The 14747-nt window shown below is 58.2% G+C and carries 13 protein-coding genes; 6 read left to right on the forward strand and 7 right to left on the reverse strand.

Annotated elements, in window-relative coordinates:
• Nucleotides 1-6 precede the first annotated feature (6 nt).
• Complete coding sequence (locus CH274_RS16475; RefSeq protein ID WP_256993607.1) at nucleotides 7-654, reverse strand: hypothetical protein; 648 nt, start codon at nucleotides 652-654, stop codon at nucleotides 7-9.
• 289 nt (nucleotides 655-943) lie between these two features.
• Here CH274_RS16475 and CH274_RS16480 point away from each other — a divergent pair, with 289 nt between their 5' ends.
• Nucleotides 944-1471 carry a hypothetical protein gene (locus CH274_RS16480; protein WP_256993608.1) on the forward strand — a complete coding sequence of 176 codons (528 nt, stop codon included), beginning with the start codon at nucleotides 944-946 and terminating at the stop codon, nucleotides 1469-1471.
• A 25-nt stretch (nucleotides 1472-1496) separates the two neighbouring features.
• Nucleotides 1497-2012, forward strand: a complete 516-nt coding sequence (locus CH274_RS16485; protein WP_256993609.1) for a hypothetical protein — start codon at nucleotides 1497-1499, stop codon at nucleotides 2010-2012.
• A gap of 19 nt (nucleotides 2013-2031) precedes the next feature.
• Here the strand turns inward: CH274_RS16485 and CH274_RS16490 are convergent, their stop codons facing one another.
• The 3 genes from CH274_RS16490 to CH274_RS16500 all read right to left on the reverse strand — a co-directional run bounded on the left by CH274_RS16490 (nucleotide 2032) and on the right by CH274_RS16500 (nucleotide 4488).
• Nucleotides 2032-2505 carry an ArsR/SmtB family transcription factor gene (locus tag CH274_RS16490; RefSeq protein ID WP_094658134.1) on the reverse strand — a complete coding sequence of 158 codons (474 nt, stop codon included), beginning with the start codon at nucleotides 2503-2505 and terminating at the stop codon, nucleotides 2032-2034.
• Nucleotides 2502-3623: a serine hydrolase gene (locus CH274_RS16495; RefSeq protein WP_094658135.1), complete on the reverse strand. Its 1122-nt coding sequence runs from the start codon at nucleotides 3621-3623 to the stop codon at nucleotides 2502-2504. The genes CH274_RS16490 and CH274_RS16495 overlap by 4 nt, the downstream gene beginning before the upstream one ends.
• A gap of 91 nt (nucleotides 3624-3714) precedes the next feature.
• Complete coding sequence (locus tag CH274_RS16500) at nucleotides 3715-4488, reverse strand: 8-oxoguanine DNA glycosylase OGG fold protein (protein ID WP_094658136.1); 774 nt, start codon at nucleotides 4486-4488, stop codon at nucleotides 3715-3717.
• Nucleotides 4489-4609: 121 nt separating this feature from the next.
• Here CH274_RS16500 and CH274_RS16505 point away from each other — a divergent pair, with 121 nt between their 5' ends.
• From CH274_RS16505 to CH274_RS16520, 4 genes are all read left to right on the forward strand, one after another.
• Nucleotides 4610-5557 carry an HNH endonuclease gene (locus CH274_RS16505; protein WP_179275777.1) on the forward strand — a complete coding sequence of 316 codons (948 nt, stop codon included), beginning with the start codon at nucleotides 4610-4612 and terminating at the stop codon, nucleotides 5555-5557.
• A gap of 413 nt (nucleotides 5558-5970) precedes the next feature.
• Nucleotides 5971-6297, forward strand: a complete 327-nt coding sequence (locus CH274_RS29270) for a hypothetical protein (RefSeq protein WP_179275778.1) — start codon at nucleotides 5971-5973, stop codon at nucleotides 6295-6297.
• Nucleotides 6272-6460, forward strand: a complete 189-nt coding sequence (locus tag CH274_RS16515; RefSeq protein ID WP_179275779.1) for an ATP-binding protein — start codon at nucleotides 6272-6274, stop codon at nucleotides 6458-6460. Before CH274_RS29270 ends, CH274_RS16515 begins: the two co-directional genes overlap by 26 nt.
• A 1273-nt stretch (nucleotides 6461-7733) precedes the next feature.
• Nucleotides 7734-9014 (forward strand): SIR2 family protein, encoded by a 1281-nt coding sequence (locus CH274_RS16520; protein ID WP_179275780.1) that lies wholly within the window; start codon nucleotides 7734-7736, stop codon nucleotides 9012-9014.
• A 342-nt stretch (nucleotides 9015-9356) separates the two neighbouring features.
• On the opposite strand, the gene CH274_RS16525 is transcribed toward CH274_RS16520, so the two are convergent.
• From CH274_RS16525 to CH274_RS16535, 3 genes are all read right to left on the reverse strand, one after another.
• A complete protein-coding gene (locus tag CH274_RS16525; protein WP_094658141.1) occupies nucleotides 9357-11879 on the reverse strand; it encodes an AAA family ATPase in 2523 nt (840 codons plus the stop codon).
• A gap of 761 nt (nucleotides 11880-12640) precedes the next feature.
• Nucleotides 12641-13492, reverse strand: a complete 852-nt coding sequence (locus CH274_RS16530; RefSeq protein ID WP_179275781.1) for a hypothetical protein — start codon at nucleotides 13490-13492, stop codon at nucleotides 12641-12643.
• Nucleotides 13489-14637 carry a DNA cytosine methyltransferase gene (locus CH274_RS16535; RefSeq protein ID WP_256993610.1) on the reverse strand — a complete coding sequence of 383 codons (1149 nt, stop codon included), beginning with the start codon at nucleotides 14635-14637 and terminating at the stop codon, nucleotides 13489-13491. The genes CH274_RS16530 and CH274_RS16535 overlap by 4 nt, the downstream gene beginning before the upstream one ends.
• Nucleotides 14638-14747 lie beyond the last annotated feature (110 nt).

A 14747-nucleotide genomic window follows, 5' to 3' on the forward strand; every position in this document is an offset into this window, starting at 1 on the left:
GCCTCATCAGAACGCGATGTTGACGTCGCGGGAGATCATGAAGCCTCGGTCGCCGTCGTAGCAGGTGATGCCCGCTTCGGTGGAGCGACAAAAATTGCCGGTGACTCCGATGACCTGACCGTATTGGAGAACCTGGGTGTCGCCGTTGTTCGGATCGCCGACGAAGATGCCCTGATTGGTGCAGATCTGTTCGACGGTGCCGTCTTGGTTGATCTGCACCCCGTAGGTGTTGTTCGCCGTGTTCGCGCATTCTCGGCCGGTGTTGCCCGGTACCGAGTAGCGGACCTGGCAGCCCACGATGGACCCGGGAGCGTTGAACGAATTGAATGCGCAGAACACATTTCCGCTGGGTGATTGGAAGAAGTACTGGCCGCCGGGCTGCTCGTAGTCGCGCGCATCGACGTTGACGTCGTCGCGGTTCGGGGCGGGCGGTACTGCTGCTGTGTCCGCAGCGGCGGGTTCTGCTTGTACCGGGGTGACTATGTCGGGAGCCTGTGCGATCCCGCCTGCGCCGCTACCACCGTCGGATTCGGTGGACCCGTTTGCCGACGGAGCAGCCGCTGCGCTGGTGGCAGGCGTGGGTGGGTTGCTCGCCGGCTCGTCGGAGCCGCAGGCCGTGGATGCGAGAGCAGTAGCGGCGATCAACGCGCTCATGGCCACGATATTTCGGACTTGCCTCATTCGATGGTCCTCACCGGTGGCTGCGGAGTGCGTCACCTCTGATCAGTGAATCGAACGGGCCAAGTGGTCTGTTAACGTCAGTCGTGTCACGACCCCATCACGAATCGGTATACGGGTGGTCCTTTTGTCGCTGTGACTGCGAGGGTGGGTTCGGTAAAGACTCAAGAACCACTTGATGTTTCAGGTTCAACCTGGAGTTCGTGGTGCGAGGCCACAAACGGTCCGGTATGTCGTTGTGCGACATGATCGAAAGGCGTGCTGTATGCGAAAGATATTGCGGCGAGCGGTCGTATCGATCGCACTCGCAGTTCCCCTGATGCTCGGCATCGGTACGGGAACGGCCGTGGCAACTCCGCAGACCACGCTGCTCCAGATTCCGGTGGTCACCGGCTTCCAGATCGCACCCGGTGCCGTGCCCGGCGGGTTGTTCCAGACCATTCCGATGAAGGCCACCGTGGGCGGCGAGCCCGGTGTCGCGCGCTTCTCGGCGTCGACCATTGCGCCGTTCGCCGATCAGTATCCGTACAGGTACTTGAACCTGAACTGGCGAAACCTGGCTACAGGTGCGACGGGCGCAGCTGATCTACGGCATTGGCAGGACGAGCCGACACCATCGCCGAGTGGACCCTACGGACGGGAAGATCTGCCCCTGGAGGTAGTCGCAAACACCGGGCCGGGTCCTGTGGTCGTAACGGTGACGCACACGAAGGACTACTCGAACGGCGGTCAGTGGGGCTCGCCGTACCTCGACACTCTTCTCCCCGGCGCGGGCGTAGTGCTCGTTCCCTGATTCGACCCCGACGAAAGGTTTCACGATGCAGCCATCGATGCGACGGGCCGCAGCAGTAATTGCGGTTTCGATACCCCTGGTCTTCGGCATTGGTGCCGGAACCGCAACCGCTGCTCCGCAGGAGTCGGTACTGCAGGTGCCTGTCGTCACCGGACCGGAATTCGTCCCTGCGGGCGTTCCCGGCGGGCTGATCCAAACAATTCCGATTCGCGCGGTGGTCGGCGAGAAGCCGGGTGAGGTGCGTTTCTCGGCCGCCGACATTCGGCCGTACTACTACCAGTTCAACTACCGGCACCTGACGGTTAATTGGCGCAACCTGTCTACAGGTGAGGCGGGTTCCGCAGGCTTGCGGCACTGGAACGACGAGATCGATCGGACGCAGCCGGCCAATCAGGGTGGTCCGCAGGCCTACCGCCTGCCGACCGAGGTGACGGCTCAGACGGGTGCAGGTCCGGTCTTCGTGACCGTCACCCACGACCGCGAGAATCCCGATGCGTCGAACGCCCTCATCCCCGGATTGGGAGTGTTGTTCGTACCCTGACGCGCGGTGTTGTAGGCGGTCAGGTACCCAGATCGCCTGCGATATCGGCGGCGGCGAGCATCGAAACCAAGAGCGGCACAACTCGTTTGGCGGCAATTCGATAGTCGCCGCGGCCGTGCTGCTCGACGATGTTCGCCGAACTGAGCGTCTTGAGGTGGTGATAGATCTGACCGGACGAGCCGAGTCCCACTGCTGCAAGGAGTTCTGCAGCATTCGCCGGGCCGCGCAGCAGTGTTCGCACGATCTGCAACCGCACCGGATGTCCCAGGGCAGCAAGCACTTCCGATGCCGATGGAACTGGTAACTCCACGATGGCGTCGGGGGAGTAACCGATGTCCCAGCGGACCGTTCCGTGCAGATGCACGTCGCCTTGGTAGGCGACCATGCCGCCCGTCGACGGGGCGGCCTCGGGCTGCTCGGGAGCGTCGCGTCGTTCGAGCTCGGCGACGCGGGCTTCCAGCTCTGCCAGTCTCGACTCGAACTCTGTGCTCACACCACGCAGGCTATCCGGTCGAGAACCTCGGGCGAGAGCATCGCCTCGACGATGAGTTGCTGTTGCACGCCGAATTGGGTCATGGCCTGATCGAATCTGTCGGCGGGGAGGCCATCGATCAGCCACACGGCCGTGGCGACTGTTCCGTCGTTGCGGCGCAGCTCGAATCCCTGGGTCAGTACTCCGGGGAGGCTGCCCCCTTTGAAGCCGATACCGCGGACGCTGTCGCCGGCAGGTTGCCATTCCAGTTGACGCAGAATGGTGTCGGATGCTTCGCCGTAAGTCCCGTCCGCGAAGGCGCGATACATTCCGTTCAATTCTTCGGCCGAACCGCCGCGGAAACTGCTCTGAACCCTGGATACCTGGTCCTCGTAGGTCGGCACTTGTACGGACGCCTCGGCCTGGGCCCGGAACTGCGGGTCGAATGCCCACTTCTGAGCGGTCTCCCAGGTATCTGCATCGGCGAGTCCAGGATCGAAGATCGAGAGCATGTCGGCCACCATGCTCGGTGCCTCGAAGTTCTCCCAACCTCCTGCGGCTGCGGCGTCGACGAGTGCTTGATCGCCGAGTCGGTAGCGGAGGTAGTCGGGCACCGAATTGTCGCTCTCCTGGATCATGGCCGAGACCATGTCGTCGATGCGGACCGTGGCGTTGGGGTCGGTTGCGTTGGTGCCGGCGTTCGCAATGCCCAACCGGGTCAAGGCCTTCGGATGTGCATTGGCGTCGGTGCGGGGTAAGTACCAGCGTTCCCAATCCGACAGGGCCACTTGCTCGTTCGGGTCGATGGTGCCGTTCGCGACTGCCTGCGCGTACGCGGCGAGATGCACCACCTTGATCGCGGATGCGAGTACCTGCTCTTGGTCAGCCCGATGTTCGACGGTTCGGCCGCGCCCGTCGTCGATGACGAGGCTGACGGTGTCGGGAGCCTGATCGATCAGCCCGATCCACCCGTCCTCGGTGGCGAGGTCGGTGGACGTGACGGGAGCGCAGTAATCCGGCGTCGGGGTAGTGGTGGCGGTCGTTGCAGTTGTGTCGGTGTCGGTGTCGGTGTCGGTGGCGCATCCGCCCACCAACAGCGCAGCTGCACAGGCTGTCGAGATCCAGGTCGAGCGTCGCATCGAATGCTCCTAATCTGTTATTCCGTAATTACGGAATAACCATAGAAGCTGATATGTGGCTCGGCAACCCCTCGTCAGGGGATCGAACTGTTCAGAACAGCGTCGGTGCGGTGTAGCGGCCGTGTCGTGCTTCGTTGAGTCGGGCGCTCCAGCGCTGCACGAGCCACATTTCGACGAGCTCGGGGCTGGTGCCGATGTCGGTGGCCCATGCGGTGATGAGTTCGACGTAGCGGTCGTAGCGGCGATGAGTGAATCCGGTGACCGACGGGTCTTCGAGCCACCCTTCATGGATGAGGGTCGAGACACCGTATTGGTCGATCAGTTGTGCCGGTCCGCCGTAGACGGAGGCTTTTACGGCCCACAGGAACGTGGCCATCAGGGACATTCCGACGCCGGGTGCGTCGGGCCATCCGGACCAGGTCGAGTTCGGATGGTCGGGCACGACGCGATTGCGGACGCAGCTGTCGAGCACAGCGAGAGTCTTGGCGACGGGGTTCTCGTCGGGACGGCTGAGGTGCGGGTTCATGACGTCCGGGAATCGGCGCATTGCTCTGCGGTGCCGATGGCTGCCCTGCCAGGCCGCGCAGAGAAACAGCAGTCCGAGCGAATGGTGTTCGCCTTCAGTCAGATCGGTGCCGACTCGAAGGTCGTTGCGCTGCACGGTGGCACCGCCGTACTCGACGATTTCGCCGTCGAGGTTGCGCCCGCGCAGCCGCAGATCATGCCCTGCCCTGTCGAGGTGGCCGTTCCACCAATCCAGGTCCACCTCCACACCGTCGTCGAGGACATGCAGGTCGTAACTGCGGTGCTGACACCACTGCACACAGGCCGTGGGCGGCGGGAACCCCTCGTCGAGTCGTGACATACCGCCATCGAAGCATCCGGTACCGACACATCCGGTGGCGTTTCCGATGTACCTGCGAACTGTCGGTCCCATATGGAACTGTGGAGGCTGGTTAGTGATCAGAACGAACAGGAGAGTGCCGGTGCCCGGCGAGGTGGAGAAACAAAGTCAGCGGGCTTGGTTGGCAATGACGAAGCAGAGCGAGGACTACCGGCGTTTGGGTGGAGGGGTGCGATACGACGACGACCCGACCTCCCATTACAGTTGGGACAGTAATGTGCCGAATTCGCGGCAAGTGTCGGTGGGCGATATCCTTGTGTTCTGGGACCAGCGTGAGCTGCTAGGTGCCTCTGTGATTGAGGATATATCGGAACGTCCTGGAATTAAGTCGATTGGGCGATGCCCCAACTGCAATAAGACAAACTATCTTTCGAGAAAGAAAATCAAGCCCAGATTTCGTTGTTATGATTGTGGCGCTCAGTTCGAAAATCCAAACTTCACCGAAACGGTCATTGTCAGCTACCGTTCCTCACACAATCGGAGCTGGGTTGATCTAGCAGGTGTCTTGACTGGCGAGGAACTGCGAGGATTGTGTTTTCATCGGCACTCGCAGAACAGTATTCGTGAACTGCATCTCGATGATTTTAAGGCGGCCGTCGGCAGACTTGCAATGGGTAACCCCTTGCAAGTAATCGAGGCCTGCACTTCGCAGATCGTTGGCGGCCATTTGGATCGTGTTGTAAGGGTCCGTGTCGGGCAGGCCGGTTTTCGTGCGACTCTCCTGCGTGAGTATGGACACGAATGTGCTTTTACTGGCACTGCGCCACCAGCTGTTTTGGAAGCTTGTCACCTCTACAATTACGCATCCGTCGGGCAGCACGATGTGGCAGGAGGTTTAATTCTGCGACGTGACGTGCACAGACTTTTCGACACCGGATTGCTTGCGGTGGACAAAGGCGGCAAAATAGATGTAGAGATTTCACTTCTAGGCTTCCCGATATACGCGAAACTACATGGAAAGCCAGTGCTCGCCAAGTTAAAGGATAAGCAATCTTCATGGCTGCGTCTGCATTGGAATCAATGGCGTTAGCATTAGTCGGACGCGCGGAACTTTGCGGTCATCCATGGCCCCAGATTAGGGGCCCGCGATCGCCGCAATTTGCGTAATCCAATGCCTAGGTCCAAATTGGATGTATTGCAGTTTTCTAGCGAATTCAATCAACGTTAATAACGCTGTAACGGACAAGATGAAGTTTTTCGGTGGGGTTGTTCGACGTTTGGTAGTAGTTGTGCCATTGTCAACTCAGCGACTGAGAGACGTTCTGATGAGGGTAATAACGAATGAAAGCGTTTCGTCTTCGCGCATCACCGATGTGATTCGTCGACCGCATGCGCGTATTTCGATGCACCGGTTCACCGGCGATGTCCGTCCCGCTGCGAACTGTCGCTCGCATATGGAGCTGTGGGGTCTGATTAGCATTCAGAACGAACAGGGGAGTGCCGTTGACCGTTTCCGACAATGCTGTCGACAGGCCACTGGTCGACTTGGTGATCGACGCCATCGATGCGGACTATGACCTGTCCGAAGGCGTAAAGTACTACGTGCTGGCCGCCCTCGAAGGGCCGAAAGCACTGCAAGAGCTGCTCGACGGCGTCTCGACTCCACATGTCCCCGAGCCATCGAGCGACAGGACTGTCGAAGAGCCGGTCGGTGCGTTCCTAACGTCCATCGGTGTGGGAGGCTTCCGCGGTATCGGTCCGAAGGCAAGGCTCGAACTGCACCCTGAACCCCGGCATCGCCGTCGTGAGAGGACGCAATGGGTCGGGTAAGTCGAGCTTCGCCGAGGCCCTCGAATTCGCGGTGACCGGCGAGGGCTATCGATGGAAGGACAAGGCCTCACTCTGGGCTGACAGCTGGCGCAATCTGCATCACGGACTCCGCGTGAGGTGCGGACAGGGCTCACGTTTGAAAGGTCCGAGCCGACGGTCGTAGGCATCGACGGAACCGCCGATGCCGAGCTCGAGAACTGTACGACGTGGACGCAGGTGGGTAACCAGAAGCGCAGCAGAGGAACCGACACGCTCGGCTGGAAATCTGCGGTCGAGCTACACCGACCGATTCTGTCGTACGACGAACTCGGAAAGCTCTTCGACTCCGTGCCGTCGGCCCTGCACGACGCTATCGCGCGAAATTTCTCGGCCTCGACGAGATCGCGCAGCCGAGAAGCTAGTGGCGGACACATTGAAGGGCTTGAAGGGGCCTCTTCAGCGGGCTGCGGACAGCCTGCGTGAACTGAAAGCCAGTCTGGTCGACTCGACCGATGATCGCGCGAATCCGCTGTAGCACTGATCAAGAAGAGAGTCGCCGATCTCGACGCCGCACTGGCGCTGGCGACCGGTACCGATGCCTCTGCGCCACCCGCGTTGAGTGCACTCAAGAAGATCGCCGCACTCACTGCGCCCACTCGGCAGCGGGTGAACGGGGTTGTTGCAGAGCTTGGTGCGGCGACAACGGAGACTGCGGATTAGGCCAGTGAAGCGCTGTCCGTAGTGGACAGCGCAGCGGTCTGCTCGACGCCGCCGAGCATCTGCCCGGCGAGACGGGAACGATCGAGTGTCCTGTCTGCGAGGCAGGAACTCTCGATGACGCGTGGGCGGCGCATTCGCGGGCGCAGCTGGCGGACCAGAGCGAGAAGCTCTTAGGTACAGGGCAATTTCGGTATAGATGCACGGGCATGTCGCCCGCCACTTGACGTGATGCCCAACACGTCGTATTCGACCGTAAAGCGAGGCCGCTTGCTTCGGCTGTACAACAATGGGCCACGGGACACGTTGCGGGAATGCGAGCAGGGTGTGTCCGGAGCGAGCATCTCGTCGGGTTATCGAGTGACCGCCGAGGCGGTGACCGGTGCAGGGAGACGCGTGTGTGAGGCTAGCGGCGACGCTCGGCATGCACGGTCGTCGCTGAGAAGTGGAAGTGGTGGTGTCGAGTGTTGCTCTGTTGAAGGAAAGGATCCGGGTGAGCCTGGCTCACTGTTAAGCGTTTACATCAATGCCTGGTGGCAAAGCGTTAGCTACTGTCGACGGTGTCTATGGCCTCTGAAGTTGATCGAAACCATCTCCATTGATGCATTTTCGGGCATAATGCCCCTATGGCCTCTGATCGAGCGAGTGAAGGTGACGTGTCAGCGGGGTTAGCATCGGACGCACACGATCCCAGTTTAGAGCACGACGATAGGTGCGTTTCGTGTGGTTTGAACCACCCGGTGGAACTGCCGGAAAAAATCTTAGAAGCAGCGCGAAGTCGAAATTTGGTGATTTTTGCAGGCGCTGGAATCAGTACTGAAACTCCTGCTGTATTTCCGAGAAATTTTTACCAAAGCATCTCGGAGGAGCTAGGTCTGTCCGATTCGGAGCTAAGCTTTCCTGACGTTATGCAGAAGTTTCAGGACAAATTTGGGCGTGTCTCCCTCATTCAAAAACTTAAGGATCGTCTAAGCTACATAGATTCCTTCAGGTCTACCCGGTACGAATCGAAGAAATTTCATCGCGAACTCGCTACAATGCCATACTTGGTCGACATCATAACCACCAATTGGGATGATAGTTTTGAAACTGAGTGTGCCGCTACGCCATTCGTAGTGGGAGAAGACTTTGCGTACCAGGGGGTTTTGGGACGCAAAGTCTACAAAATGCACGGATCAATCAGTTTGCTCTCGTCCATAGTCATAACCGAAAGCGACTATAAAAAATCCCTCCACTCTCTTTCGAGTAATGTTCTTGGCTCGTCAATCCGGCAGATGATGGCCACCCGAACGGTTGTCTTTATCGGTTACTCGTTATCGGATTGGAACTTTAATCGAATCTACTCTGCATTAAAACATGACATGGGGGACTATTGGACTCCTTCATATGTCGTTTCTCCGTTTGATAACCCGAATATCAATTCTCAGGAGCTACTGCATATAAGGACAAGCGGGCAGCAATTTCTTGTGGAGCTCAAAGGCCGGATGCTTGAGGAAGGATTTATACCGGACGCCCAGTATGCGAAGGTAGCCGATGCATTGGATGAACTCGCAGAAGCTATCGATATCGTATCGCGCTACCCAGCCAGTCGGCATCCTACTATCGTCCATTGCTGGGCTTATCAAGAAGGCCTTCGGGACGCTTTAGCGCGCATAATCGACCTTCGTCCTACTGGTTCGTACTCTGATTGCCATCATGTTTCCCATCTGATCCAGAGCTATCTTAGCTTGGTTCAAAAGGCAATAGGTCTTGGGGAATTTTTTAATGCGGCATATATGGATGGGTACCTAGCCGGATTGCTGTATTTAATCGATGCCGACAGCGAATTCGGTCCTCTGGCGTTGTACTACATATACGGAAGCGATAGTGAGATGAGGTCAATCGAGGAACTTGAGTTGGCACTACAACAGTCCAGGCGTCGAGCGCCGAAGCCAAGGGCAGAAGCAAGAAGGTTGGCTCAGGGAGTCCCCGACGGGATGGTTTTGCATCACGGCCCTCGGATAAGGGTCGCCATGGACTGATGTAGAAGTATAGTTTTCAACGTTGCTTAGACCCCTGGGGCGAGGCTACATTTAAGCGCCGAAGTTCGATAATCGGAATCGTCACGCGCAGGGGTCAGAATATCTTCAGCGGAACGTTGTCTGCACGCGGTTACCTTTCTCAAGGTTAATGAGAGCTTTGATGTACTTTTTTGAGTTTAGGGCAGGTGCGCCGCGTTCCATCTAGGATGCCGAGCTGTTGTCTCCGAAGGCGACGTCGATTGCTGCGTGGGTACGGCCGACTTTGAGTAGCGTGCCTGTTACTTGGGTCGACTGATTATGGCAACGTGGTGGTCTTTGCTATGTGGAGCGAATTTCGCTCGATCAGCGAAGAAGCCCATCGGGCCACCTCTTTTGATGGTTCTTGTTGAACGTTCTTAGATTGCCCCGGATTTGCTTAAGTTCAAGAGTTGAGGGCACGTCATCGTCGTGGCTGCCGGGATTCAGCACCTTAGGCAGCACGGTCCACTTTCCGGCCTCATCGTCTGTGACGGCGAACCCTCTCACCAAGGGGACGAGGTCTCCAAGCTGGGTCGCCTCGTTCTCCACATCGGACACTGCTGTGGCCATACCGGCCTCTGACCGGTTAGTAGCAACTATCTGTTTCGCGAGGCGTTCAGCCGCTGACCGGTAGGCGTTGCATGCAGCTCGTCTGCCTCCTGCGGTCGGTGCATTCAGGTTGTCCTCGGCCTGCAACATGAACCTACTGAACGCATCGGATGTCTGCGTAGGTTCGGTGCCAGAGATGACGTCGAGCAAATTTAGATCGTACGTCAGGGGGTCGATGTCCGTATGAGTACTAGCTGCCCAGTCAGCAAGCTTCGGATCGTAGGTAGTCAGGATAACCTGTCGCCCATTGCGAAGAAGGTCGCCAATAGTGTTTTGAACGAACGTCAGACGGTGATCTCCGTCACTACCGGGTATCGGATCATCGAGAATTACCGCACGTGCACCCGTGAGCTGGACTCGCGCAAGGAAAGTCGATAGACCTAGCGCGTTGAGTTGCGAATCGCTGTATACCCCCAACGCATCGCGTTCGACCGCATCAGCCTGCGATTGGGGCTGTAGGGCCGCGACCAGGTTCACGAATACCGCACCTGCTGCCCGGCGCTTGACCCCAGCAAAACCCACAAGTTCGCCTGGGCGGATAGTCAGCCACCAGCGTTCGATGGTGCTGCTCATCTCAGTGAACCTTGCATCGAGTACATTGCTCGATGCTTTCTTAAGGACGCGGTCGACGGTGTTCAAGCGTTTGACCAGCACACTTCGGTTATTGGCCGTGCGCAGCTCACCTAGTACGTTGGGGGCAAGATCAACTGCCTTCAGGAGGGCAGCGGCCCCGTCCATAGGCTGTACCCTTTGTAAAGCAGCTTTGACGAGGTCACGCAAATCTGTTAGAGGCTCGCTACGCTGGAGGAGCAGATCTAGCACTTCGGTTTGCTTTTCGATGTCTCGTCGCGGAACTGAGATGTCAGCCAGAGTCGCGGCGTGACGTTCCACGTCTTTTTCAAGCTGTTGCATGGAATGGTCGAAAGTATCTATTAGCGAGAGAAGAGTTTTTTGCTCCCGTACAATTTTGTGTGCGCATTCAATGGCCGCGCCTAGTTCTGGTCGCTCCTTGCCCAACAAGGCTTTAATCTTGGCGGCCGCAGTCTCTATCGCCGCCTCGTCCCACGTCCCAGCCTTTGGCGCGGATTCTGCTACTTCCGTCCGCCAAGACTTCCAAGCCTGACGGACTGTCGATATGTCTATCCGCGTGGACCGGACCGCCGAGTTGATTTCGTCTCCGTTTAGCAAGCTCTGTTTTAGAACTGAAATACGTTCAGGCGTCAATGAATTCGGTGTAGCGCAGATTGGGCAGTCTGCCACCTGATCTAGAGTTTCGTATTTCGGAACCGCCAGCAAAGCAGTGAGAACCGGCAAGAGGGTGGCTAGGTTCTGGTCCACATTTTTCATTGCCTTCGAGTACGCAGTCGTGTCCAGAGTCTCTGGTACGGGCAGTACTGTAGATGGCCGGGAGAACGCGGATAGCGGGAAAATATGGTCCTTCTCCCGAGCGACTATATTCGCCAGTGCTGCGCTTAACTCTATAAGATCCGTAGCATCAGGCGCTAGCTCCCGACCAGCTGACAGCAGGAGTGAAACAATCTCGGTATAACTGGATTCAGATGTTGGATCTATGGCGAGTACCTTGTTGATCACCTCACACATGGCGGGATGGGTCACGTTTCGCAACGCGGCGACTGCCGGGCCGTCAGGAGCCGGCTCGAATTTTGCTCGCTGGATTGCAATACGTTGACGGAGTAAATCAAGATCGGTGAGAGTGAGCAGGGCCTTGAAGTACGCCGCCCGCTGCTTGGGCTCAGTGGATAAAACGTAACGCAGCGTGTGCTGGAGTAGGACGGGCGCGCCCATTACACCGTCGCCGAGTAGGAGCCCGTAGCCGGGTAATTCGTTGCTGGGGACCCCGTCGATTGTAAGTTGCGAAGTGCAATCAGCCGCGCCGGCAAAGTCAGCCGTGAGGTTTCGGCGAACTTCGTGCACGACGCCGCTGGTCTGATCGCGAATACCTGCTGCCACCCAAACTCGGTCGTCTTCATCGGCGAGGTGAGCGTTCCTCAGACTTCCGTTGTACTCGGCCTTTGCTCCCCCGAACAGATCCCTGCGGCTAGATCGACCTGTCAGTAGAAACTCAATTGCTTCGGCGAAACTAGTTTTACCTTGGCTGTTTCCCGCGTGTATCACAACCAATTGTGCGGATAAATCCATCCGGCGAATGTCGGAACCGAAGGACCGAAAGCCGCGTATTTCCAACCAGACCAGAGCCGGGGCAGAAGCTTTACTCATGGCCCACCCACTGATGTAAGACAGTGAGGAGGTGGGTGTCAAGCTCGGCTTCGGTAGTCGCCAGCTGTGCGACGGCAGCGAGGGCGCGTGCGTCGTCGCCTTTGGCGTCTGATGGCAACGCAGAAACCAACGCGTCGAGGTTCGGCAGGAGTTCGCTCATAATGAAACGGGATCGAGGTGTAAAACCCAGGCAAGGATGGGCTGTGCCTCGGCCATGCCTGGCATCCTGCATCGGGGCGTCGTCAGACCGACCCGGTGCGTGCATATACGCACTTCGTGTGCCTCCATGTTGTCGCAGAGACATAAACCGTACCAGACGGTACGACTGCGGGTGCCCCGAGTTAGTTCGTGTGGCGCACTTAGACAAAACGGATGGGGTGTGTCTCAGGTCTGGTTGAAGTGCGACCGGAGAGGTCTGTTTCTCCCCGTAGAGCCCATCTTTGAAACATCGTCGCTCGGTACTACTCGTTGCGGTCGCAACCGTGCTGACCGTTTACCCAAGCTAAGCGTGTAGGAATGCGGCGCGCGATCAACAAGACTGGGGCATGAGAACAACCGCTCCAATCGGGCACCTCGACTTCAAGGTCGACATTATTGCGAGTGCGATCTTGAAAGGTTTAAGTGCCTTTTACCTGCCTCCGTCGAACAGGCGTGGACGGATTCTGCTGAACTGCGCGCTCGTGTGGACGGCCTTCCAAATTATCATCGCCAGATTTCGTAATCCGACCCCGGGATCGGTGCCGAATTCGGCAGCAGCTTCTCTAGACGTGCCGAAAGCTTGAGTCGTACGCCTGGGCGGCTCGGTTGATCATATTGGCGTAATGAAACTGGTTGCCCGGTTGCGGTGCGGGTGGGTTCGTCACCAGCGTGACCGGACTGCCGTCGTTCTTACAGTCCAGGACGATGATGCCGAGCGCGTCGAAGCCTCGTTGACCATCGTGCGAACCGGACCGCCGGTGGATCTCCTCGATCTTGGCGATCGTTCGTTCGGTGTCTTTGGGTTGATTATGGGTGCTCACGACTCGGTGACCGGGGATCTTGTTCAGGTCGCTACTCACAAAAGTGTTCGCATGATTAATGATCGAAAGACCAACAGCAAGAGCATTATTGCTGTCGCCGTGAATTGTCTGAAAGCTGGACGTCAGTTCGTCGTGCAGCCGTGGCAGAGCTCGAATATGGGCGGTCATGGTCGCCTTAGCCTCTAGTGCAACGAGGACAACAGACCCGGCGACACCGATAGGGCTGGTGGGGAGTCCGTCGAGCCTTGTCTGTTCGGCCGCTGTCAGCTTTATTCCGAACTTGTCCGCCATGGTACCTAGGTCGACGGTTTTCGCTCCTTCCTCCTCGCTGGTTCGGGCGACGACCAGATCGAGATTCTTCGTTCTGTTCGAAGTCCAATCGTTCAGTTTTCGGTTGATCCCGAACGCAACTTTGCCCTCTGCGGCGTGTGCTCGCATCAGAGATGAAGAGGTGAGCAGATCGAAGAGAACGGCCCAACAAGCAACCTTTGAATGATGGTCGCTTCGTGAGTTGTACTGCCACCACTGGCCCTGCTTATCCTCGACGTTGGGGCCCGACAACGTACGCGCGAGGATGTCTGGACCGAAAGTCACGCTGTCATGCCCGTCGTCGTCATGGCGTCGAGGTGGTCTTCGACCTCGGCGAGGAAGTTCGGTGCGAACCGCAGTGAGCCAGCCTTCGCCCGCTTGAGAAAACCTGCGGTTGCACGTAGCGACAGTGGTGCGGAATCTTCGAGAAATTTCTCAATAGGGTCCAGTGGCTGAGCTTCCGGCCACATTGATGTCACACCACCAGCGATGAACGAGCCGGTTTTGTCGCCCCATGCCGCTGCCGGCCAACGACCGGTGACTTCGAGATCGGCTTGTCCGTCATATAGTTGGTGGGTCTGGATCAGCTGCTCGCCGACCCACTTGGACATCCGTGTACTGACTGCATTGCCGACCAGCCTCCATCGGCTGCCTGCACGAGCGCCAGCGTCGATCGCAGGGAGAGTCCAGCCGACCGGAAAGCCCTGAAGCCTCTCGGCGCCGTTGATTCCGAGCGTGACGATGCCGCGGCCCGGCAGCCAGACCGCGGGAGGGCTCGCAATTCCGATCGTCGATCCCGATTTGATCGTGGGCACTCCGTTGACGGCCCAGCCCAGACCGGTTCTGCCTTCAGTCCAATAGAAGCCGCAAGGGTCATCGCCGTTAAGGAGGTCTGTTGGCGGCCGCGCGTTTCCGCTGAACAGAACTGCTCGGGGATCTTCGGTACGGGAAGCAAGCAACACGACGCGATGTCGCCGTTGGGGTAGCCCAAATGCCCGGGCGTCGACTACTCGATACGCCCAGCGGTAACCCAGCTCGGTCAACGTTTGAGTCAAATGGTGCATCGCTGCGCCGCGGTCGAGTTGGAGCATGAACGGTACGTTTTCGAGCAGCAGCCATCGCGGCCCCTGTTTCCGTTTGATAAGTCGAAACACCTCGCCAACCAAACCGGAGCGCGAACCGGTAATGCCAGCGGTCCTACCGGCTTGTGAAAGGTCCTGGCAGGGGAAGCCCGCTGCGACCAACTCGGTGCTCGTGGGGAGCGCACGCAACTTCCGAACGTCGGCCACCGTATCAACGCCGTCGAACTGCGAGTTCAGCACTTGCCTGGCCGCAGGATCAATTTCGCACATGAGGGTCGTCGTAAATCCAGCCTGGTTGAGACCCATCTCCAACCCACCGATGCCCGCAAAAAGCCCTACCGCGTCCACATGACCTCCACCTATTCCTTCTGAACGACCGTACGGCAGGGGTCCGACATTTGCTCGCTGCCACGCGGCATTCGGGCGTCGACTGAGGGCTCCGGCTCCTCAGACGTGAC

Source organism: Rhodococcus sp. 06-418-5, assembly GCF_002258285.1.
Classification (GTDB): domain Bacteria; phylum Actinomycetota; class Actinomycetes; order Mycobacteriales; family Mycobacteriaceae; genus Rhodococcoides.

Bases quoted from the DNA above. Each gene is read 5' to 3' on its own strand.
- CH274_RS16475 (WP_256993607.1), bottom strand. From the start codon at position 654: ATGAGCGCGTTGATCGCCGCTACTGCTCTCGCATCCACGGCCTGCGGC.
- CH274_RS16480 (WP_256993608.1), top strand. From the start codon at position 944: ATGCGAAAGATATTGCGGCGAGCGGTCGTATCGATCGCACTCGCAGTT.
- CH274_RS16485 (WP_256993609.1), top strand. From the start codon at position 1,497: ATGCAGCCATCGATGCGACGGGCCGCAGCAGTAATTGCGGTTTCGATA.
- CH274_RS16495 (WP_094658135.1), bottom strand. From the start codon at position 3,623: ATGCGACGCTCGACCTGGATCTCGACAGCCTGTGCAGCTGCGCTGTTG.
- CH274_RS16500 (WP_094658136.1), bottom strand. From the start codon at position 4,488: ATGTCACGACTCGACGAGGGGTTCCCGCCGCCCACGGCCTGTGTGCAG.
- CH274_RS16525 (WP_094658141.1), bottom strand. From the start codon at position 11,879: ATGAGTAAAGCTTCTGCCCCGGCTCTGGTCTGGTTGGAAATACGCGGC.